Origin of the sequence: Fundidesulfovibrio putealis DSM 16056 (genome assembly GCF_000429325.1) — a bacterium.
GTDB classification, from domain to species: domain Bacteria; phylum Desulfobacterota; class Desulfovibrionia; order Desulfovibrionales; family Desulfovibrionaceae; genus Fundidesulfovibrio; species Fundidesulfovibrio putealis.
On the sequence record NZ_KE386886.1, the window covers coordinates 222809 to 244268 of the forward strand.

Below are 21460 nucleotides of genomic sequence, written 5' to 3' on the forward strand. Positions count from 1 at the left end.
CGTGCCCGAAGAGTCTTGCGGCGGGCATTTGGGAGACACCCAGAGCCTCTGCCCGGTCTGCCTGAAACGCCTGCCCGCGCGGCGCGTGCCCGATGGCGATACGGTCCGGCTTACGCGCACCTGCCCGGAGCACGGCGAGTTCCGCGAGCCGGTCTGGGTCGGGGAGCCCGCCATGAAATCCTGGCGGCGGCCCAAGAGGCCGTCGCCGCCCAACCCCGGCGGCGCGGCAGGCAAGGGCTGTCCGTACGACTGCGGCCTGTGTCCGCAGCACGCCCAGCACACCTGCACCGCCCTGGTGGAGCTCACCGCGCGCTGCGACCTGGGCTGCCCGGTCTGCTTCGCCTCGTCCGGCGAGACCCTGTCGCCTGAACCGGACGCGGACGAGCTTGGGCGCAGGTTCCGGGAGCTGCGGACCAGGGCAGGTTCATGCAACCTTCAGCTTTCCGGCGGCGAGCCCACGGTGCGCGCTGATCTGGAAGACATCGTGCGCGTGGCCGTCAAGGCCGGGTTCGCCTTCGTGCAGCTGAACACCAACGGGCTTCGCCTGGGCCGCGAGGAAGGCTTCGCCGAGCGTCTGGCCGGAGCTGGCCTGTCGTCGGTATTCCTGCAATTCGACGGCTCGGACGCGGCCTGCGCGGCTCTTCGCGGTCGCCCACTGCTGGCCGAGAAGATGGCCGCCGTCAAAGCTTGCGAAAAGGCCGGACTCGGCGTGGTGCTGGTGCCCACCCTGGCGCGCGGCATCAACGACGACGAGTGCGGGGACATCCTCAGGCTGGCGCTCTCGCTCGGGCCGACCGTTCGCGGAGTGCACTTCCAGCCCATGGCCGCTTTTGGCCGTCATCCCGGCCAAGAGACTGGCCAAGGCTTGGAGCGCGGCCTGCACGGCCCCACCTTGCCGGAGGTGCTCACGTCTCTGGTGTCCCAGTCCGGCGGGCTATTGAAGATTTCGGATTTCCATCCCCCCGGCTGCGAGCACTCGCTCTGCTCGTTCTCCGGCACGTTCCTGCGCCAGGACGATGGCGGATTGTCGCCCGTTTCCGGAGGCGGATGCTGCGATCCGGCTCCCACGGGCCTCATCCCCACGGCCTTGGAAGGCGCGCTCAAGTCCCGCGCCTTCACGGCCCGGCAGTGGTCCGCCCCGGCGAATAATCCGGCTCCCGGAGCCCTGGTTGACGACTTCGACCGCTTCCTGGCCCAATCCGGCACGCGAAACCGCTTCTCCATCTCCTGCATGGCCTTCCAGGACGCCTGGACCATCGACCTGGAGCGCGCGCAAGGCTGTTGCATCCACGTGCTGGCCCCGGACGGCGCGCTGGTACCCTTCTGCCTGTACAACCTGACCTCGGCCACCGGGCGCACCTTGCACCGGGGCAACCATGGGAGTGTCGTCTTATGATGCGCTGCTCCCTGGATGCCTGGGTGTCCCTGGCCACCGGCGTGCCCGGCCCGGACCCGCAGGCCCTGGGCCAATGGCAGGCCCAGCGCCTGCACGCCCTGGCGCGGTGGGCCAGGACCAGAAGCCCCTTCTACGCGGAGCATCTACCGGACTTGGCCGATAGCCCTGGCGGCGTCGCGGCCCTGCCGTTCCTCACGCCGGACCACTTGCGCGAACATTCCGAGCGCATGCTCTGCGTGTCGCAGGGCGACGTGGACCGCGTGGTGACCCTGAACACCTCCGGCACCTCGGGCAAGCCCAAGCGCCTGTTCTTCACCGGTCGCGAGCTCGAAGACACGCTCGACTTCTTCCGGGTGGGGATGGCCTCCTTCACCGCGCCCGGCGACGTGGTGCTCATCCTGCTGCCGGGGCGCAGGGAGGACGGCGCGGCCATGCTCCTGGCCCGCGCGCTCTCGGAAATCGGGGTGCGCCCGGTGCTCGCGCCACACCCCTGCGCGCCGCAGGAGGCCGCGCGGCTCATCTCGCAGGAGGCCGTCACCTGCCTGGCCGCGCTGCCCTCGCAACTTCGCGCCTTGCTTACGCTTTCCCAGGGCGGGCCTGCCTGGCCAAGAGCGCTGGACAGGGCGCTTCTTTCCGGCGAGCCGGTGACCCCGGAGCTTCGCCGCAGGGCGGACGAGGCGGGCATCGAAATCTACGCCCACTACGGCCTCACCGAGACCTGCTTCGGCGGCGGCGTGGAGTGCGGCGCGCACCACGGCTACCACCTGCGCGAAGCGGACCTGCTGGTGGAAATCGTGAATCCGGTCACGGGGCGGGCCGTGGCCCTTGGGCGCGAAGGCGAAGTGGTGATAAGCACGCTCTCGCGCCGGGGCATGCCGCTTCTGCGCTACCGCACCGGGGACATGGCACGCATGCTGCCCGGCCCCTGCCCCTGCGGCAGCCCGCTTCGGCGGCTTGGACCCATCACAGGACGCATACAGACAACCGGGGACACCGTGCAGGTGTTCATCCCCGATAAAGGAACGGCAAACGGACTATGATCGACCTCCTCAAGACTCTTGGCCTCTGGCTCGCCGAGGGAACGCCCGTGGCCGCCGCCACCATCGTGACCCACGAAGGCTCCACGCCGCGTTCTGCGGGCAGCAAGATGATCGTCAGACAGGGCGGCGCAATGCACGGCACTGTTGGCGGCGGGCTGGTGGAAGCCCACGTGCTGGAGGCCGCCGCGCGCCTGCTGGCTGACGACGCCGACCCCAAGGCCTGGGGCGTGATCGATTTCGACCTGACCGGCGAGCTGGCCGCCGGAGCGGACATGGTCTGCGGCGGCAAGCTGCGCGTGTTCCTGGAGCGCATCGAGCCGGGCGACCAGGGCGATCTTTACGCCGGGCTGCAAAAACGCCTGGAGCGCGGCGAACGCACCCTGCTGGCCGTGCCCATGGACGGCGGGCCGCGCACGCTGCTGCCCTTTCGCGGCCCCGCCGTAGGGGCTGCGCTGCCGGAGGCCCTCATGGAAAGCGCGCGGGCCGCAGGGCGGGACATCCGCGCCCCGGTGGTGTTTACGGCCCTGGAGCAGCGCTGGTTCCTGGAGCCCTGGTCCGGCCCCTCGCCGCTCTTCATCGCGGGCGCAGGCCATGTGTCGCGCCCCACTGCCCAGATGGCGGCCATGACCGGCTTCAAGGTGACCGTGATGGACGACCGCCCCGAATTCGCCAATTGGGAGCGCTTCCCCCACGCGCACGAGATCGCCACGGGCGACATGCGCTCCTGCCTGTCCGGCCTGGACATCGGCCCGGAAACGTCCATAGTCATCGTCACGCGCGGGCACGTGGACGACGCGGACGTGCTGGCCCAGTCGCTGCGCACCCAGGCAGGCTACATCGGCATGATCGGCAGCCGCCGCAAGCGCGACGCCGTGTACGCCAAGCTTAAGGGCCTGGGCTTCACGGACGCTGATTTCGCGCGCGTGCACTGCCCCATCGGGCTGGACATCGGGGCGGAGACCCCGGAGGAGATCGCCGTGAGCATCGTTGCGGAACTTATACAGGCCAGAGCCTCGCGGGAGGACACATAACCGTGCGCATAGCCGCGCTGGTGCCCGCTGCGGGCTTTTCCTCGCGCATGGACGGCTTCAAGCCGCTCATGGCGCTACGTGACTCCACGGTGCTTGGCTGGGTGACGCGCACCCTGCGCAAGGCGGGCATCGAGGACATCCTGGTGGTGGCCGGACACAAGGCCCCCGAGGTGCTGGCCGAAACGGCCCGGCTGTCCATCAACTGCGTCATCAACCGCGAGTTCGAGCGCGGCATGTTCTCGTCCGTACTGGCGGGCATCGAGGCCCTGCCCCAGGGCATCGACGCCGTGCTGGTGCTGCCGGTGGACATCCCCCTGGTGCGCTCCCAGACCATCCGCGTGCTGGCCGACCTCTTCGGCGACTATCCCATCCTCTACCCCACCTTTCGGGGCGAGCGCGGCCACCCGCCGTTCATCGCGGCCAGCTGCCTGCCCTTCATCTCGGCCTGGAGCGGCGAAAACGGCCTGCGCGGGGCTCTTCTGGAGCTGGAAAAGCGCATCGGCGCGGACGAACTGCCCGTGGCCGACCAGAACATCCTCTTCGACCTGGACACCCCCCAGGACTACCGCGAAGCCCTGCGCCGCCTGCGCGTGCAGGGACGCCGCACCCCCGAGGAGGCCCGCGCCCTGCTGGACATCCACTGTGTGAACGAGCGCGGTCTGGCCCACGCCGAGGCAGTGTCGCGCATCGCCGTGGCCCTGGCCACCGCCCTGAACGACGCCCTGGGCTGGCCCCTGGACGTGGAGCTGGTCCAGAGCGCGGCGCTTTTGCACGACATCGCCAAGAAGCGCAAGAATCACGAAGTTATGGGCGCGCGCCTGCTGGACTCCGCCGGGTTCACGGACGAGGCGCGCATCGTGGAGGCCCACCGCGACCTGAGCATCCCGGACACGGCCCGGATAACCGAGCGCGAGGTGGTCTATCTGGCGGACAAGCTGGTGTCCGGGGACAGGGTGGTGAGCATCCGCAGGCGCTTCCAGGAGAAGCTCGAGCGCTTCGGCCGCGATCCCCAGGCCCGCGAGGCCATCACGGGACGCCGGGACCGGGCGCTGGCCATGATGGCGCGCGTGGAGCGCGAAGCGCGCCTGCCGGTCAGGACCATCCTGGAGCGGGCCGGACTGTATTATCCTGCGGAAGAGCCCGCCGGGCCGTGAACCTGACCGTCTACCTCCTGCGCCACGGCCAGACCATCCCAGAGACGCCCTGGCGTTTCCTGGGCCAGCGCGATGTACCGCTCTCCGACGCGGGGCGCGCCCAGGCCGCAGCATGGCGCGACGCGCTTTCGGGCGTGGACTTCGCCGGGGCTTGCTGCTCGGATCTTGCGCGCTGCCGGGACACGGCGGCCATCATCCTGGAAGGCCGGGAACTCACGGCCACGCCAGTGGCCGAGCTTCGCGAGATATCACTGGGAGAGTGGGACGGCCTGAGCGTCGCGGACGTGAAGAGCCGCTACCCCGGCCTGTATGAGGAGCGCGGGGCGGATATCGCCGGGTTTCGGCCTCCCGGCGGCGAGAGCTTTGCCGATCTCTCAGGCCGGGCCTGGACCGCGCTGGGAACTATTCTGGCAACTGCCGAAACCGGGGACAATCCGGAGGCCAACCTGCTGGTGGTGGCCCACGCCGGGGTGAACCGGACCATCATGGCCCGCGTGCTGGGCATGCCCCTGGAGAACCTTTTCAGGCTGGACCAGGACCACGGCTGCCTGAACATCCTGCGCTTCGGCTCTAGCGAGCCGCGCCTCGTTCGCGCCAACCTCGCTCCTGGAACGCTTCCCGGTTAAGGGCGGCGGGCCATTGCCCGCCGCCTGTTTCCTGATTCACTCAAGTCGCGTTGTGTCGCGCCCTCCCGGCTTCCCCACGCACTGCGTCGGTTCAGCCAAAGAGAACCATTGGGTTTATCGTTCGTAAAACATGAGTCTTCTGCAAAACTCCCCGGCCAGCCGCTACGAATGCACTCTCTGCACGTAAGGGCATCACCCTACTGGGGATTCCAAAGGGCGCAGCCCGTTGGCCGCCGGAGGCTTCTCCCACTGCAAGTGACCTCAAAACCTTACATCTTCTCAAACTCTTCACAGTCGTGTTACTGGTCTGCTGCCAGCTCCCTCAGCTTCTCGATCAGGGCGTCGGCCACCTGGGTGGTGGTGGCCGTGCCGCCAAGGTCGGGCGTCAGTCTTTTCCCCTCGGCGGTGACAGCGCTAATGGCTTTCTCGATCAGGGCCCCGGCGCGCTTCTCGCCCAGGAAATCCAGCATCATGGCGCCGCTCCAGGCCATGGCGATGGGGTTGGCGATGCCCTTGCCGTAGATGTCCGGGGCCGAGCCGTGCACCGGCTCGAACATGGACGGATAGCGGCGCTCGGGGTCGATGTTGCCGCTGGCCGACAACCCCAGGCTGCCGGTGATGGCCCCGCCGATGTCGGTGAGGATGTCGCCGAAGAGGTTTGAGGCCACCACCACGTCCAGCGATTCGGGCTTCAGCACGAAACGCGCGGCCATGGCGTCCACCAGCACCCGCTCGGTTTTCACGTCCGGGTATTCCGTGGCCACCTCGTCGAAGATCTGGTCCCAGAAGGTCAACGTGTGCTTCTGGGCGTTGGACTTGGTGGCGTGGGACAGGAGCTTGCGGGGACGCGAGCGGGCCAGCTCGAAGGCGTAGCGGATCACGCGCTCCACGCCAGCGCGGGTGAACACGGAGGTCTCCACGGCAAGCTCCATGGGCTGTCCGGGGTGCATGCGCCCGCCAGCGCCCGCATACTCGCCCTCGGTGTTCTCGCGCACCGTGATGAAATTGATGTCTCCGGGCTTCTTGCCGGCAAGCGGCGTGGGCACGCCGGGCAGCAGGGTGGTGGGGCGCAGGCAGATGTACTGGTCGAAGCCCAGGCGGATTTTTATCAGGAGCCCGTGCAGGGACACGTCGTCCGGCACGAGTTCCGGGTAGCCCACCGCGCCGAAGTAGATGGCGTCGAAGGGCCGCAGGATCTCCAGGCCGTTCTCGGGCATCATTTCGTTGTACTCGGTGTAGTATTCGCATCCCCAGGGGAAGTACTCGTAGGCCAGCTTGAAGCCGCAGGCCTCGGCGGCGGCGTTCAGCACGCGCACGCCCTCGGGAGCCAGCTCCTTGCCGATGCCGTCGCCGGGAATCACCGCGATATTGTACTGTTTCACGTCGTCTCTCCTTGCCGGATCGCCCGATCCGGCTTTCGTCGCCATGCGCGGACGCAGGCGCGGTTGCCGGTCCCGGAAGCCCGGACTATTTTATGAACCGCACCTGGCGGCTGATTTCTTCGATGATGGGGCCTTTCTTCGCATTGAACCCGGCCTTGTTGGCCTCGAACAGGTTGTTGCCCTGGGCGTCGATGGAGATGATCAGCGGGCCGAACTCCTTGACGCGAGACACCCACAAGGCCTCGGGCATGCCCAGGTCCAGCCACTCCACCCGCTCGATCTCCTCCACTTCCACGGCGGCCAGCACGGCGCAGCCGCCGGGAAACACGGCGTGCACGGCCTTGTGCTTCTTGCAGGCCTCGGCGGTGTCCGCGCCCATGCCGCCCTTGCCGATGATGAGCTTCACCCCGGTCTGCTCGATGAAGTCCTTCTCGAAGCGTTCCATGCGCATGCTGGTGGTGGGGCCGATGGAGATCATCTTCCAGCCGTCGCCGTCCTTGGCCACGATAGGCCCGGCGTGGAAGATGGCCAGGCCATGCAAGTCCACGGGGAGCTCGCGCCCAAGCTCGATGAGCCTGCGGTGGCCCACGTCGCGGCAGGTGACCAGCAGGCCGTCCAGGTACACCACGTCTCCCGCTTTCAGCGACTCGATGTCCTCGTTGGAAATGGGTGTGGTCAGGACCTTTTTCACAGCACGGCCTCCTTGTGCGACAGAATTTCGTAAGACAGGTCCGGGGCGATGCGGATGGTCCCGCGCCGGTGAGCCCAGCAGCCCACGGACACGCCCACGCCGATGGTGGAGGGGTGCCTGGCCGAGGATTCTATGTGCACGCCGAGCACCGTGGAGTTTCCGGACAGGCCCTGGGGGCCGAGCCCCACTTCATTCAGGCCCTTTTCCAGCAGGAGCTCCATCTCGGCGGCCTGGGGATTGGGATGGCGCGTGCCGATGGGGCGCAGGATGGCCTTCTTGGAGAGCATGGCCGCCGTCTCAACCGAAGTTGACACGCCGACGCCAACCAGCAGCGGAGGACAGGCGTTCACGCCGTAGGAGGTGATGACGTCGAACACGAACTGCACGATGCCCTCGTACCCTGCCGCAGGCATGAGCACCTTGGCCGCGCCGGGCAGGCTGCACCCGCCGCCAGCCATGTACACCTCGATGGTCGCGCCGTCGCCCGGCACGATGTCCCACTCGATCCAGGGCACGCGGGTGCCGGTGTTGTCGCCGGTGTTCTTCTCCACGAAGGTCTCCACCGCGTTGTGGCGAAGCGGCGCTTCGCGGGTGGCTTCGCGCACCGCGTCGCCCAGGATCTCGCGCAATTCGCCCAGCAGCGGGAACGAGGCTCCCGCCGTGATGAAGTACTGGATCACGCCTGTGTCCTGGCAGCAGGGGCGGTCCAGCCGGTCGGCGGCTTCGAGGTTCTCGAACATGGAGTCGTATACAACCCGCGACAGCGGACTTTGCTCGCCTTCCCGGAGCTGGGCCAGCTTGTCCAGCACGTCCTGGGGAAGCCGCTTCCCCACGTAGCCGGTGAATCTGGCCATGATGTCCGTCAGGGACCGTTGGGCCTCGCGCTTGTCCATTCGCAAGCTCCTTCTTTCGTCTCTCTTGTAGTGTTCGTAAACTGCGTGAGGGATACGCTCAGCAGGCCTCGCCGATGAGGGCCAGCTGGGTCTTTATCTTCTCGGCGCTTTTCACCAGGGCCTGGCGCTCCTGGTCCGTGAGCTCGATCTCCCGGACCTCCTCCACGCCGTTGGCTCCCAGCTTCACCGGGACGCCCACGAACGCGCCGGTTATGCCGTATTCGCCGTTCAGGTAGGCGGCGCAGGGCAGTATCTTCTTCTTGTCCATGACCACTGCGGCCACCATCTGGATCACCGCCGAGGCCGGGGCGTAAAACGCGCTGGTCTGCATCAGGCGGATGATCTCCGCTCCGCCGTCGCGCGTGCGCGCGATGAGCTCGTCCAGCTTCTCCTGCGGCATGAGCTCCGTCACCGGCACGCCCGCCACCGTGGAGTAGCGCGGCACGGGGATCATGTCCTCGCCGTGCTCGCCCAGCACCATGGCCTGCACGTTCTCCACCGAGACATTCAGCTCCTTGGAGATGAAGTACTGGAAGCGGCAGGCGTCCAGGATTCCCGCCATGCCCGTGACGCGCGTGCGCGGGATCTGCCCCGCGCGCATGGCCACGTGGCACATGACGTTCAGCGGATTGCTGACGATGATGTAGAAGGCGTAGGGGCTGTACTGGGCGGCGCGGCTCACGCAGTCGCGCACGATGTCCGCGTTGATCTTCAGGAGATCGTCGCGGGTCATGCCTTCCTTGCGCCGGGCTCCTGCCGTGATGATCACGATTTCCGAGTTGCGCGACTGCTCCAGGTCGTCGCCGGAGACGCACACCGGCTCCAGGAGGTCCACCGGGCTCGCCTCCAGGATGTCCAGGGCGATGCCCTCGGACTTGCCGGGGTTTCGGTCCACCAGCACGACCTTCTTGCAGAGCTTTCGCTCGATGAGCCTGCGGGTGACCGCGCCACCGACGTTGCCTGCCCCGAAAACGGTGATCTTGCTCATGTCTGTATCCTCACTGTGAGTGCACGTTCAAACGTGGACGCCTTTTCCGGAAAACCATGAATAGTGAATTCAGCACCATTTGCCATGGTTTTCTTCGTGCACCGGACTCGATCCCGCTGTGCATTCCCAACACGCGTTACTTGGGCGTGATCATCATGAGGTACGGGAAATCCACGCCAACCAGCAGGCCTATGAAGATAACCCCGAAGATGAAGCCCAGGGTCCAGAACTCCTTGCGAGTTATGTAGCCGCATCCGTAGTACACCGGGCTCGGGCCGGTGGCGTAGGGGGTCAGGATGCCCATGAGGCCAAGCGTCGCGCAGATCAGGATGGAGAAGGGCTTCATGGGGATGCCGGGGATGCTCATGGCCGTGGCCAGGAACACGGGCAAAAGCGCCGTGGTGTGGGCGGTCAGGCTCGCGAACATGTAATGGATGAAGAAGAACAGCAGAATCAGCGCGATCATGACCGTGGTCACCGAGAACCCGGACATGGCCCCGGCGGCCAGCGCCGCGAACCACTTCAGGAAGCCAACCTTGCCCAGGCCGTCGGCCAGGGCCACCAGGGTGGCGAACCAGCACAGCACGTTCCAGGCGGTCTTGTGGCTGGTGATGTCCTCCCAGGTGACCACCTTGGTCAGAATCATCAGCGACAGGGCCATGAGCGCCACGATGGTGGCGTCGAACATCTTGTTGCCGAAGATCCACAACACCAGGGCGAACACGGCAAGCCCGGCCATGGTGAGCTCCTTGGCCGTGATGGAGCCCATCTTGGCAAGCTCGGCGGCCGCCCACTTGGGCGCGTCCTCGCTGCGTTTGATCTCGGGCGGATAGATCACGTAGACCAGATACGGCAAGGCCACGAACATGATGATGCAGGCCGGGGCCAGGGACACGAACCACTCGTTCCAGCCGATGGTCAGCTTGGTGGTCTTCTCCAGGAGCGACAGGGCCAGCAGGTTCGGGGCCAGGGCCGTCAGGAACATGGTGCTGGTGACGCAGGTGGTGGCCAGCGCGGTCCACATCAGGTAGCCGCCGATCTTGCGAGCGCCGCTCTCGGGCGTGGAGCCGTACAGGGGCGGGATGTTCTTGATGATGGGGAAGATCACGCCGCCGCTGCGCGCGGTGTTGGACGGCGTGAACGGGGCCAGGGCCAGATCCGCCAGGGCCACCGCGTAGCCCAGGCCCAGGGTGCTCTTGCCGAGCTTTTTGATGAGCACCAGGGAGATGCGCTTGCCGAGCCCGGTCTTCTCGTAGCCCATGGCGAACATGAAGGCCACGAAGATGAGCCAGACCGTCCCGTTGGAGAAGCCGGACAGCGCCCAGCGCACAGCGTCCGCCGTGGTGGGGGCCTTGTCGGCCACTGCGGGCACCAGGTTCAGCGCCGCCGCAAGCGTGACGCCCATGAGCCCGGCTGCCGCAGCGGGGATGGGCTCCAGCACCAGCGCGGCGATCACGGCCGTGAACAGCGCGAAGTACTGCCAGGCGTAGGGTTGCAGCCCCTGAGGCGTTGGAATGAGCCAGATTCCGATTCCGATGGCCAGCGGCACGATGGCCTTCCAGTCGAGTTTCATTCGCTGCTCCTTTGCGGTTGGCTCCCCGGCGCTTCCCGCCGGAGAAGTGTCCACCACTCCCCGTCCGTCCTCCCTGAGCTGAGCAGAAATCGTTCCAAATATAACTTACCAATATTACAGTATGTTGCACTATGATGTTGCACGCTTGAAACAAGTATGATTCATTATGTTTCATCACGTTTCAGACTGTCGCACGCGAGGCCCTCATGAGCACCATCGCTTTCATCGCCCTGAACGAGTCCATGCTGGACTGCGCGCGCGCAATCCTCAAAGGCGAGCACGACGACGTCATCCTCACCGAAGGACTCATGGCCGGGGCCATCAAGGCGGCCCGCAGCCTCTGCGCCCAGGGGGTGGAGGTGGTCATCTCGCGCGGGGCCACGGCGCGAGGCGTCCAGGACGCCCTGCCCGACCTCTCCGTGGTGGACATCTCCACATCCAGCCTGGACCTGCTCACCGCCATCCACCGGGCCAAGGCCCGCGCCAGCCGCATCGCCGTGGTGGCCTTCCCGCCCATGTCCGACGGCGCGCGCGAGATCGGCCGCATGCTTGGCGTGGACGTGGGCATTTACGAATGGTCCAGGGAGGAGGACATCAGCGCGGCGGTGGTGCGGGCCAGGGACGACGGGGCGGAAATCGTGGTGGGTGGCTACATCATGGCGCTCTTCGCCCAGCAGCTGGGCGTGCCCTGCCAGCCCGTGGAGAGCAGCCCCCAGTCCATCCTGGCCGCCGTGCGCGAGGCCAAGCGCATCGCCCACGGCAGGAACGTGGAGAAGGCCAAGAGCTCGCTGATGCGGGCGGTGCTGACCTCCACGGACAACGGCATCGTGGCCGTGGACAGGCGCGGCGTGGTCACGGTGTTCAACCCGGTGGCGGGAAGGCTCCTGCGCATGACCGAGGCCGACGCCCTGGGCCGGAACATCTCGGAGGTGTGGCCCAAGTCGGGCCTGAGCCGCGTGCTGGCCACGGGCAAAGCCGAGACCGGACAGATCGAGCGGGTGTTCGACCAGGAGATCATGTGCAGCAAGCTGGCCGTCACCGTGCACGGGGAGACCGTGGGCGCGGTGGCCACGGTGCACGACGTGCGCCAGATCCAGAAGATGGAGGCCACCGTGCGAAAACGCATCCTGGCCTCGGGCCACGTGGCCACCTCGCGCTTCGAGGACATACGCGGCCAGAGCCAGGCCCTGGCCCAGGCCATCGCCATGGGGCGGGACTACGCGCGCACCTCGGCCACGGTGCTCATCCACGGCGAGACCGGCACCGGCAAGGAGCTCTTCGCCCAGAGCATCCACACGGCGAGCGCGCGCGGCGAGGGGCCGTTCGTGGCCGTGAACTGCGCGGCGCTGCCCGGCCAGCTGCTGGAAAGCGAACTGTTCGGCTACATGCCCGGCGCATTCACCGGAGCCAGCCAAAAGGGCAAGGCGGGGCTCTTCGAGCTGGCCCACGGCGGAACGATCTTTCTGGACGAGATCGCCGAGATGGACCTGCCCACCCAGGGCAGGCTCCTGCGCGTGGTGCAGGAGCGCAAGGTGATGCGCCTGGGCAGCGACCAGATGATTCCGGTGAACGTGCGCGTGGTGGCGGCCACCAACAAGGACCTGGGCAGGCTGGTGGCCGAGGGGAGCTTCCGCGACGACCTGTTCTACAGGCTGAACGTGCTGCGCCTGCGCCTGCCGCCCCTGTGCCGCAGGCGCGAAGACATCCCAGGCCTGGCCGCGCATTTCCTGGACCAGGCTTGCGGCAGGCCCGGCCGCTACGCCCTGGACGAGGATGCGCTGGCCACGCTGTGCGAGCATCCCTGGCCGGGCAACGTGCGGGAGTTGCAGAACGTCATGGCCCGCGTGGCCGCCACGCACCGGGAGCGGGTGGTGTCCGGCAGGCTCATCCGCTCGCTGCTGGACGCCACGCCCTCCGTCCCGGCGGGCAGCCCGCCCCAGAGCCACGGGCCGTCAGGAGGGGGCCTGCCTCCCAGGCTGGCCCCGTCCTGCCCGCCGCAGCTCCAGGCATTGGGCGACGGGGAGCTGGAACGCATCCGCGAGGCCCTGGACAGGACCAACGGCAGGATCGGCGAGGCCGCGAAATCCCTGGGGATCAGCCGCTCCACCCTGTGGCGCAGGATGCGCTCCCGGTGAGCGGTGAATTGGAAGGAAGAGGGGCGGTCAGGCGACCGCCCCACTCAGGAAAGCCGTTAGCCGCAGCAGGAACCCGTAGAGCAGGAGCCTGTCGAACAGGAACCGGTGGAGCATCCGCCCTTGGGCAGCTCCAGGCTGGATAGGACCTGGAACCCCATGTAGCTCAGGTCCACGGTGAGGGGTTTGGCCTTGCCCATGAGGTCGCTCTCCACCAGGAAGGTGTAGCCCTCCACCTCGAAGCTGTCGTCGCCGTCTTTCAGTTCATCCATGGCAAGGGCAAGGCGCGGTCCCGCGCAGCCGCCCTCGGACAGGTAAATGCGGATGGCCGCCCTGGGTTTGTCGGAAAAAAACGAATCAAGCTGTTTCTTTGCAGCGTCGGTCACTGTGAACATCACCGCCCCCACTATTTGGATTTTCTATGCACAGTATTTATATTTATGTGGGCCTCGTCAAATGGGAAGTATCAATGCCTTGCCCATGGATTTTCGCAACAATCTGATAGCGACTGCGACTGCTTCCCCTACGGCGGGGCGTCCATGTCGCGTTTCCCGGCCCCAGTGGACGGGCAGCAGGGTTTTGGATAGGCTCATGTCGGCATGAATTCTTTCTTCCTCCTCGACAAGAGACGTTACCCCGCTCTGGATGGACTGCGCGCCGTCGCCACGGTAATGATCTTCAACGTCCATTTCTTCGCCCAGTTCAGCGAATCAGACTACTTCCTGAATTCTGGATCTCTCGTATTTCATATGATCCGCACACTTCACTCCGGAAGCCTTGGTGTGGACATCTTGTTCCTGCTGAGCGGGTGCCTTACCTATCTGTCCTTTTCCAGAACCGGGAACATCCCTGTCCACACCTTCATGACGCACCGGTTCAAGCGGCTCCTCCCGGTCATTCTTGTTGTCAACCTTCCGGCCCTGTGCTGGGGTGCGGACTCCGTGAGCTGGCGTCAGCTCGTGGACAACATATTTTTCTTCAAGTTTTTCCCGGACACAACGCTGGTCAGCTACATCACCTGGGCGCTGATCTACGAGATGTGGTTCTATGTTTTCTTTTGCGCAGTATTCATACTTCCGCAACGCTGGGCCTTTTCCAGAGGATGGGCATACTTCTGGACAATAAACGCCCTTCTCATGGCAAACATCCTGTATTTCAACACTCTCAGGCCGTACAACGACCCTCGATTCCTCGACTTCATGGTCGGCATCCTGCTCACGCGCCTGCTGCTGGATACGCGCCTCCACGGCTGGCTCGACCGGCTGGCCAGCCTGCTCTGGCTTCCGGGAGCATTGGCCATCCTCGCCGCCTGCTGGCTGTGGTCCACCGACTCATTCCACGCCGTCATGGGGTCTTCCACGCCCTCCCGCCTGGGTTTCCACCTGCTGTTCGCCGCAGCGACGGCGGCGCTGTTCTGGCGTCTGCTCCGGCCCGGCGCAGCCACCGCGCTCCTGTCCTTCGCGCCGCTGCGCGTGGTCGGGGTCGTCAGCTACTCTCTGTTCATGACCCACGCCCAGTGGGGCCTGCCCATCAGCAACGGGTTCCTCGGGGGCATTGCCTCGTTCCCCGGAGTCCTCGGCGCGTGGAGCGTATCCTTTGGCCTAAGCCTGTTGCTGGCCACCCTGCTGTTCACCCTGCTGGAACGCCCCTACTTCGTGAAACCGTGACCATGGAACACCAACACCGCATGCCGGGCCTTGACGCCTGGCGGGGCCTCGGGGTCTTTTTTCTCTTCAACCTGCTGTTTTTCGGAAATTTCTCCGCCGAGATGCAGGCCTGGGCCGCCGGTGCAGGCCTCCTGGAGAAAATCGCCGGACGGGTTGCGGACCTGCTGTTTTCAAGCGGCGTCCTGGGGTTCGACATGCTGTTCATGGTGTCCGGCGTCCTCATCTTTCGCAAAGCCTCGTGCGACGACACCCGGCCCCTGAGCCTGGCCACCGGGCTGTACGCCCGGCTGCTGCCCTGGCTCGCAGTCACAGGGATCCCCTTCCTGGCCTACAGGGCCATTTCCCCGGAGGATTATTTCCGGAGCCTCCTGCTGCTCGACCCCATGAACGTCCCCTCCCCTTTTCTGCGCGCGTTCGCGCAGCACAATGCCTTTCTGCTGTTTTACGCGTTGGCGGCGCTGTGGCTGCTCCTGGCCAGACGGGCCAGGATTTCCCTCGCCTGGGGCTGGGCGGCCGGAGCAGCCGCGATGGCCGCGTTCACAGTCCAGGACTTGCCCTGGTTTCCGGTCAACGGGCATTTCCTGTCCTTTTTCTGGGGTGTCGGCGTGGCCTGGCTCGCCAGCCGGTGGAAAGGGTCCACGCGTCTTCCCGGCTGGGCGGGAGCGGCACTGCTCATGGCTGCCGCGCTCTGGTGCAGAAAGCTCAGCGCCGCACGCGGCGACGACCTGTATTTCCTGATGGACGGGCACGACTGGGCGTCGCTGGCCAGTGCGCTCCAGGTGCAGGCGATCCTGGCCGCCGCGCTGGCCTGCTCGCTGGCGAGGGGGGGCTTCTGGCAGGCCGCAGTTCCCGTTCGGGCGCTGGGCAGGGCCTCCAACAGTTTCTTCATGGCCATGCTGCTGTGGAGCTTCACCCTGACCAGGGCCTATTCCGGCCTGTTTCCCGGCCAGATCGCATCCGCTGCCTTCCTGTACGCGGCAACCCTCGCGATGACCCTGGCCCTGGCCTTCCTGCTGGCCCCGTTTCTTGAAAAAGCCCCGCTCATGCGAAAATCCGCAGTCCGCTGACGCTCACCTCGGCCCTGCCGGGCCAGACTCATTGCGGATTCATACAATTTCGTGCATTTTCCGCGTATGGGACACACCAAGGAGACACCCCGGCCAGGACCTGCCCCTGAAAACCCTGGGGCCGACGACATCCTTCAGTCCCTGGGTCACGCCGTTCTTGCCGTGGACTCACAGTGCCGCGTCGTCTCGGTCAACGCGCACGCCGGGCGGCTTCTCGAGCTCGACCCGGACCGCCATGGCTGCCAGCCCCTGCCTGACTCCCTGTCCGATATCCGCCAGGTGCTGCACGTCTGCCTGGACGGCGCTCCCCCAGCCTCTCCAGCCACGATGGACATCTCCGGACGGCAACTGCGGGTGGAAGCCTGCCCGGTGATCCGCGAGGGGCGCATCATCGGGGCCGCCGCCACGCTGGCCGAAACAGCCCCGGCCCAGCTCTCCGCGCCCGAAATTCCCCTGCGCGCGGTACTGGACTCGGTGTCCGAGGGCATCTGGATCTGTGACGGAAACGGGGTCATCCTGGACATCAACCGCGAATCCCAGCGCCTGAACTCCGTCGAAGCGGCGGCATACATCGGCAGGAGCATCAGCTGCATCATCGAAGAGGGGCTGGTGGACCACTCCGTCACCCTGGACGTGCTGCGCTACAAGCGCCAGTCCAGCATCATCCAGCGCATCACCAAGACCGGAAAGCAGCTCCTGGTCACCGGTTCGCCGGTGTTCGACGAGAGCGGCGGCATCTCCATGGTGGTGGTCAACGAGCGCGATGTGACCGAGCTGAACACCCTGCGCGAGGGGTTGCAGAACGCCCGCAAGGTGGAGGAAAAATACCGCAGCGAGCTGGCTGAGCTCTCCATGCTGGAGCTTCGCCAGAAGGACCTGGTGGCGGACAGCCCGGCCATGCGCCACGCCCTGCTGGCGCTTCTGAAGCTTGCCCACGCCAACGCCTCGCGCATCCTGATCCTTGGCGAATCCGGCACGGGCAAGGGCCTTCTGGCCAAGTTCGTCCACCAGAACAGCCCGCGCGCCAAGAAGCCCTTCATCCCCATCAACTGCCCGGCGGTGCCGGAAAACCTCTTCGAGGCCGAGCTCTTCGGCTACGAGAAGGGGGCCTTCACCGGAGCGCTGAAGCAGGGCAAGGCCGGGCTCATCGAGCTGGCCAAGGGCGGCACCCTGTTCCTGGACGAAGTGGGCGACATCCCCTACCCCGTCCAGGCAAAACTTCTGAAATATCTTGATGATTACGAGCTGAGGCGGCTTGGCGGGGCGCAGTCGCAGATCGTGGAGTGCGGCGTGGTGGCCGCCACCAACTGCGACCTGGACCGTCTGGTTGAGCAGAAGCGCTTCCGCAAGGACCTGTACTACCGTCTGAACACCTTCATCGTGCGTATCGCGCCGCTGCGCGAGCGCCGCGAGGACATCTTCGGGCTGGCGGAGTTCTACCTGGCCAACTTCAACGCCAGCCACGGCAAGTCCAAGCGGCTGTCCCCCAGGGCCGTGCGCCTGCTGGAATCCTACGAGTATCCGGGCAACGTGCGCGAACTGGTGGGCATCATCCAGAAGGCCTTCGTCATGGGTGAGGGCGACGACCTGACCGAGGCCCTGGAAGAGGCCATGGGCGTGTCGCCGTCTTCGGGGCTCATCGCGCCGGGCGGCTCGCCGCGCTCGCTGACCGAGACCACCGACCAGGCCACCCTGCGCATCCTCAGACAGGCTGCGGCCCGCTGCCGGACCACGCGGGAGATGGCGGCCTACCTGGGGGTGAGCCAGTCCACGGTGGTTCGCAAGCTGGCCAAATACGGCATGGCCCTGGATTGATTCAGAACTGAATCAGAACGCGCTTTCATTGTCGTAGACTTTGCCTGCAACCGGACGAGACCACAACAACATCTCTATAAAATTGGTTTTAATTTTTCACAGAGCGATCTTTCTCAAATCGAGGCTCCACCCGGGAGCGCCCGAAAGCCCATAATTACCGTTTTTGTTAATATTCTTGTGATTCACAACTGAATCACCACCATCTATCGATAACTATTCATGTTTCTCCCAGCATTGATTCATAGGTGCATCAAACCGGGCACCCGCACGAACTCAACGAACACGTAACCACATGAAATAACTCAACCAGACGCCCCAACTCCCTCTGGCCTGCTTCTTGCTCAATAAATTGACCTTTTCGTAAAAAGGCGCGGCTTGGGCAAAGCCTGACAACATCCTGCCATGAGGGACACCCGTGGGACAAAAGAACTGCACCTCCACTGAACTTCAGGAACTTCGCGACCGGTACGTGCCCAAAGGGCCGTTCAACGCCACCCGCTACCTGGCGGCCTCCGCCAATGGCGCGTCCATCGTGGACATGGACGGACGCGAACTCATCGACTTCGCGGGCGGAATCGGCGTGGTCAACGTGGGCCACTGCCACCCCAAGGTCGTGGCCGCCATCAAGGAACAGGCCGAGAAGTTCATCCACACCTGCTTCCACATCGTCATGTACGAGCCCTACATCAAGCTGGCCAAAAAGCTGTGCGACATGGCTCCTGGCGACTTCGAGAAAATGGCCCTGTTCGCCAACTCCGGGGCCGAGGCCGTGGAGAACGCGGTGAAGATCGCCCGCAGCGCCACCAAGCGCCAGGGCGTCATCGCCTTCGAGAACGGCTTCCACGGCCGCACGCTCCTGACCATGACCCTCACCAGCAAGGTGAAGCCCTACAAGTTCGGCTTCGGACCCTTCGCCCCCGAAGTCTACCGCATGCCCTACGCCTACTGCTACCGCTGTCCCATCGGCCTTGAGCGCACCACCTGCGGCGCTGCCTGCGCGGATCTTCTCAAGGACTTCTTCATCGGCCACGCCGCCGCCGAGAACATCGCGGCCCTGGTGATCGAGCCGGTGCTGGGCGAGGGCGGCTTCGTCTGCCCGCCCACCGAGTATTTCGTCAAGCTGGCCGCCATCTGCAAGGAGAACGGCATCGTGTTCGTGGCCGACGAGGTGCAGACCGGCTTCGGACGCACCGGCACGTACTTCGCCATGGAACACCACGGCGTGGTTCCGGACCTGACCACCGTGGCCAAGAGCCTGGCGGGCGGCATGCCCCTGTCCGGCGTGGTGGGTCGGCGCGAAATCATGGACGCCCCCCAGGTGGGCGGCACCGGCGGCACCTACGGCGGCAACCCCATCTCGTGCAGCGCGGCCCTGGCCGTGATCGAGGCCTTCGAGGAGGACAAGCTCCTTCAGAAGGCCCAGAAGCTCGGCGACACCATCCAGAAGCGCTTCGCCTCCTGGATGGAAAAATACGAGATCATCGGCGAGGAGCGCGGGGTCGGCCCCATGCGCGCCCTGGAGCTGGTCACGGACCGCAAGACCAAGACCCCGGCCACCACGCAGGCCAAGGCCCTGGCCAAGTTCTGCGTGGACAAGGGGCTTCTGCTCCTGTCCTGCGGCGCGCACGGCAACGTGATCCGCACCCTGATGCCCCTGGTCATTACCGACGACCAGCTCGAACGCGGCCTCGCGATCATGGAGGAGGGCCTGCGCGAGCTCTCCGAAGGACGTTTGAAATAGCGGATAATCGAACTGACCCGGCACTTGGCAACACGCGAAAACGTCAACCGTTGGGAGTCTGGCATGAACAAGTCACTTGGCAAAAAGCTTGTGGGATTGGCCCTTTCGGCCCTGGTCACCGTGTCCTTCGCTGTTCCGGCCTCGGCGCAGAAGGCCATCAAGATCGGCAACGTTGAACCCCTGTCCGGCCCGTCCGCCTCGGTGGGCGTGCAGGGCAAGCAGGCCCGCGAGATGGCCGTGGAAGAGATCAACGCGGCCGGCGGCATCAAGTCCATGGGCGGCGCCAAGCTGGAGCTGGTCTACGCGGACTCCAAGTCCGACCCCACCGTGGGCGTCTCCGAGACCGAGCGCCTCATCAACACGGAAAAAGTCAACATCATGACCGGCTGCTGGAACTCCGCAGTCACCTACCCGGCCACCCAGACCGCCGAACGCTACGGCGTGCCCTTCGTGGTGCCCGTTGCCGTGCGCGACACCATCACCGAGCGCGGCTTCAAGTACGTGTTCCGCATCGCCGCCAAGGACTCCTGGTGGGTGCGCGACCAGTTCCGCTTCCTGAAGGACATGCAGGAGGAAACCGGCCAGAAGATGAAGACCATCGCCTTCGTGTTCGAGAACGGCGACTGGGGCACCGGTTTCGCCGAGAAGTGGCGCACCCTGGCCAAGCAGGACGGCTACGAGATCGTGCTGGACGAGCCCTACCCCAGCACCGCCACCGACCTGACCCCGGTGGTCACCAAGCTCAAATCCGCCAAGCCCGACGTGGTGATGCTGGTGTCCAACGCGGCTGACGCCATCCTGCTCACCAACACCATGACCGAGATGAAGGTCACCCCCAAGGTGGTCCTGGCCAGCGGCGGCGGCCACGCCGACCCCAAGTTCCTGGAGAACGTGGGCAAGAACGCCCTGTACCTCTTCGACGAGGTCGAGTGGAACACCGACGTCAACAAGCCCGGCGCCAAGGAAACCAACGCCAAGTTCAAGGCCAAGTACGGCTACGACCTGACCGGCGAGTCCGTTGACGCCTACGCCGCCATGTACGTGATCGCCGACGCCCTGGAGCGCGCCGCCTCCACCGATCCCAAGAAGGTGCGCGACGCCCTGGCCGCCACCAAGCTGACCACCGGCCCGGCCATGATCGTCTCCTACGACGGCGTGGAGTTTGACGAGAACGGCCAGAACAAGAACGCCGGCATCGTCATCGCCCAGATCGCCGAGATCGACGGCAAGCTCGACCGCGTCACCGTGTGGCCCAAGTCCGCGCGCCGCGCCGGGTACAAGCCCGTCTTCCCCGCAGGCAAATAATCCCTCCAACGCCGCTCCCCCCGGCAGCCCCGGCGGCTGTCCGGGGGGAGCACCAACCACCGGAGACGACTCATGACCGCGGTGATACAGGCGGTGCTTAACGGCACAATGATGGGTTCCATGTACGGGCTGACCGCCCTGGGCCTCACCCTGATTTTCGGGGTGATGAAGGTGGTCAACTTCGCGCACGGGTCCCTGCTGATGGTAGGCATGTTCGCCGCCTACTGGCTGATAAAGCTCACGGGGATGCATCCGTATTTCGCGCTTTTCATCGTTCCCCCGTTCCTCTTCTTCTTCGGCTACTTCATGCAGGACCTGGTCATAAAACCCGTGTTCAAGGCCGAGCAGCAGGTCCGCGAACCGCTCACGGTCATCATCGTCACCACGGGCGTGTGGTACGTGCTGGACAACCTGGCGCTCATGCTGTTCGGCGCGGAATACCGCACCGTGCGCACGGCCATTTCCGGCACATCCTTCATGCTGGGCGAGGTCATCGTCTCCATTCCGAAATTTTCCGGCTTCGTGGTGGCAGTAGCCACTGCAGTGGGTCTCGCGCTCTTCATGAAGAAGACCCGCACCGGCAAGGCCCTCCAGGCCACCAGCCTGGACCGCGAGGCCGCCAACCTGATGGGCATCGACCAGTACCGCATCTACAACCTGGCCTTCGGCATCGGCACGGCCATCGCGGGCATCGCGGGCTGCGTCATCATCCCCTTCTACTACGTCTACCCCTCCGTGGGCGTGGTCTTCGACATCCGGGCCTTCATCATCGTGGTGCTGGGTGGGCTTGGCAGCATCAAGGGCGCGATGCTCGGCGGCATCATCGTGGGGCTCATCGAGTCGGTGTTCTCGCAGTACATCACCTCCACCTGGACCGAGGCCATCATCTACGCCATCTTCCTGGTGATCCTCTTCGTCAAACCCTCCGGCTTTTTCGGCCATAAACAGGACTGGTAGGA

At 65.5% G+C, this 21460-nt stretch carries 19 protein-coding genes; 12 read left to right on the top strand and 7 right to left on the bottom strand.

What is annotated here, in order from left to right:
- Window position 1 precedes the first annotated feature (1 nt).
- The 5 genes from trsS to G453_RS0121165 are packed head-to-tail and all read left to right on the top strand — an operon-like array spanning window position 2 to window position 5247.
- Window positions 2-1396, top strand: a complete 1395-nt coding sequence (trsS, locus tag G453_RS0121145; protein WP_235731827.1) for a radical SAM (seleno)protein TrsS — start codon at window positions 2-4, stop codon at window positions 1394-1396.
- On the top strand, window positions 1393-2436 hold the full coding sequence (locus G453_RS0121150) for a DVU_1553 family AMP-dependent CoA ligase (RefSeq protein ID WP_027192643.1): 1044 nt from the start codon (window positions 1393-1395) through the stop codon (window positions 2434-2436). Before trsS ends, G453_RS0121150 begins: the two co-directional genes overlap by 4 nt.
- Window positions 2433-3467, top strand: a complete 1035-nt coding sequence (locus G453_RS0121155; protein WP_027192644.1) for an XdhC family aldehyde oxidoreductase maturation factor — start codon at window positions 2433-2435, stop codon at window positions 3465-3467. The genes G453_RS0121150 and G453_RS0121155 overlap by 4 nt, the downstream gene beginning before the upstream one ends.
- A gap of 2 nt (window positions 3468-3469) precedes the next feature.
- Window positions 3470-4621: a DVU_1551 family NTP transferase gene (locus G453_RS25730; protein WP_051272734.1), complete on the top strand. Its 1152-nt coding sequence runs from the start codon at window positions 3470-3472 to the stop codon at window positions 4619-4621.
- Complete coding sequence (locus tag G453_RS0121165) at window positions 4618-5247, top strand: histidine phosphatase family protein (RefSeq protein WP_156921053.1); 630 nt, start codon at window positions 4618-4620, stop codon at window positions 5245-5247. The genes G453_RS25730 and G453_RS0121165 overlap by 4 nt, the downstream gene beginning before the upstream one ends.
- Window positions 5248-5546: 299 nt before the next feature.
- On the opposite strand, the gene G453_RS0121170 is transcribed toward G453_RS0121165, so the two are convergent.
- From G453_RS0121170 to G453_RS0121190, 5 genes are all read right to left on the bottom strand, one after another.
- Window positions 5547-6629 (bottom strand): tartrate dehydrogenase, encoded by a 1083-nt coding sequence (locus tag G453_RS0121170; protein ID WP_027192646.1) that lies wholly within the window; start codon window positions 6627-6629, stop codon window positions 5547-5549.
- Window positions 6630-6714: 85 nt separating this feature from the next.
- On the bottom strand, window positions 6715-7320 hold the full coding sequence (ttdB, locus tag G453_RS0121175; protein ID WP_027192647.1) for a L(+)-tartrate dehydratase subunit beta: 606 nt from the start codon (window positions 7318-7320) through the stop codon (window positions 6715-6717).
- Window positions 7317-8213: a L(+)-tartrate dehydratase subunit alpha gene (gene ttdA / locus G453_RS0121180; RefSeq protein WP_027192648.1), complete on the bottom strand. Its 897-nt coding sequence runs from the start codon at window positions 8211-8213 to the stop codon at window positions 7317-7319. Before ttdA ends, ttdB begins: the two co-directional genes overlap by 4 nt.
- 58 nt (window positions 8214-8271) lie before the next feature.
- Entirely contained in the window at window positions 8272-9201 is a 930-nt protein-coding gene (gene mdh / locus G453_RS0121185) for a malate dehydrogenase (protein ID WP_027192649.1), read from the bottom strand.
- Window positions 9202-9337: 136 nt separating this feature from the next.
- A complete protein-coding gene (locus G453_RS0121190) occupies window positions 9338-10774 on the bottom strand; it encodes an anion permease (RefSeq protein ID WP_027192650.1) in 1437 nt (478 codons plus the stop codon).
- 206 nt (window positions 10775-10980) lie between these two features.
- On the opposite strand from G453_RS0121190, the gene G453_RS0121195 reads away from it, so the two are divergent.
- Window positions 10981-12909, top strand: a complete 1929-nt coding sequence (locus G453_RS0121195) for a sigma-54-dependent Fis family transcriptional regulator (RefSeq protein ID WP_043647015.1) — start codon at window positions 10981-10983, stop codon at window positions 12907-12909.
- Window positions 12910-12965: 56 nt separating this feature from the next.
- Here G453_RS0121195 and G453_RS0121200 read toward each other — a convergent pair whose 3' ends face one another.
- Window positions 12966-13301, bottom strand: coding sequence for an IscA/HesB family protein (locus G453_RS0121200; RefSeq protein WP_027192652.1), 336 nt, complete (start codon window positions 13299-13301; stop codon window positions 12966-12968).
- Between the two features lie 57 nt (window positions 13302-13358).
- The gene (locus tag G453_RS28545) at window positions 13359-13595 is read right to left on the bottom strand and encodes a hypothetical protein (RefSeq protein WP_169725382.1); all 237 of its coding nucleotides are present in this window, start codon (window positions 13593-13595) and stop codon (window positions 13359-13361) included.
- On the opposite strand from G453_RS28545, the gene G453_RS0121205 reads away from it, so the two are divergent.
- From G453_RS0121205 to G453_RS0121230, 6 genes are all read left to right on the top strand, one after another.
- On the top strand, window positions 13578-14573 hold the full coding sequence (locus G453_RS0121205) for an acyltransferase family protein (protein ID WP_235731835.1): 996 nt from the start codon (window positions 13578-13580) through the stop codon (window positions 14571-14573). The two genes, G453_RS28545 and G453_RS0121205, sit on opposite strands and share 18 nt — an antisense overlap.
- Before the next feature lie 2 nt (window positions 14574-14575).
- On the top strand, window positions 14576-15640 hold the full coding sequence (locus G453_RS0121210; protein ID WP_043647017.1) for a hypothetical protein: 1065 nt from the start codon (window positions 14576-14578) through the stop codon (window positions 15638-15640).
- Window positions 15641-15691: 51 nt separating this feature from the next.
- The gene (locus G453_RS0121215; RefSeq protein WP_235731828.1) at window positions 15692-17455 is read left to right on the top strand and encodes a sigma-54 interaction domain-containing protein; all 1764 of its coding nucleotides are present in this window, start codon (window positions 15692-15694) and stop codon (window positions 17453-17455) included.
- Between the two features lie 415 nt (window positions 17456-17870).
- Entirely contained in the window at window positions 17871-19196 is a 1326-nt protein-coding gene (gabT, locus tag G453_RS0121220; protein ID WP_027192656.1) for a 4-aminobutyrate--2-oxoglutarate transaminase, read from the top strand.
- A gap of 63 nt (window positions 19197-19259) precedes the next feature.
- Window positions 19260-20501: an ABC transporter substrate-binding protein gene (locus tag G453_RS0121225; RefSeq protein WP_027192657.1), complete on the top strand. Its 1242-nt coding sequence runs from the start codon at window positions 19260-19262 to the stop codon at window positions 20499-20501.
- A gap of 72 nt (window positions 20502-20573) precedes the next feature.
- Window positions 20574-21458 (top strand): branched-chain amino acid ABC transporter permease, encoded by an 885-nt coding sequence (locus tag G453_RS0121230; RefSeq protein ID WP_027192658.1) that lies wholly within the window; start codon window positions 20574-20576, stop codon window positions 21456-21458.
- Window positions 21459-21460 lie beyond the last annotated feature (2 nt).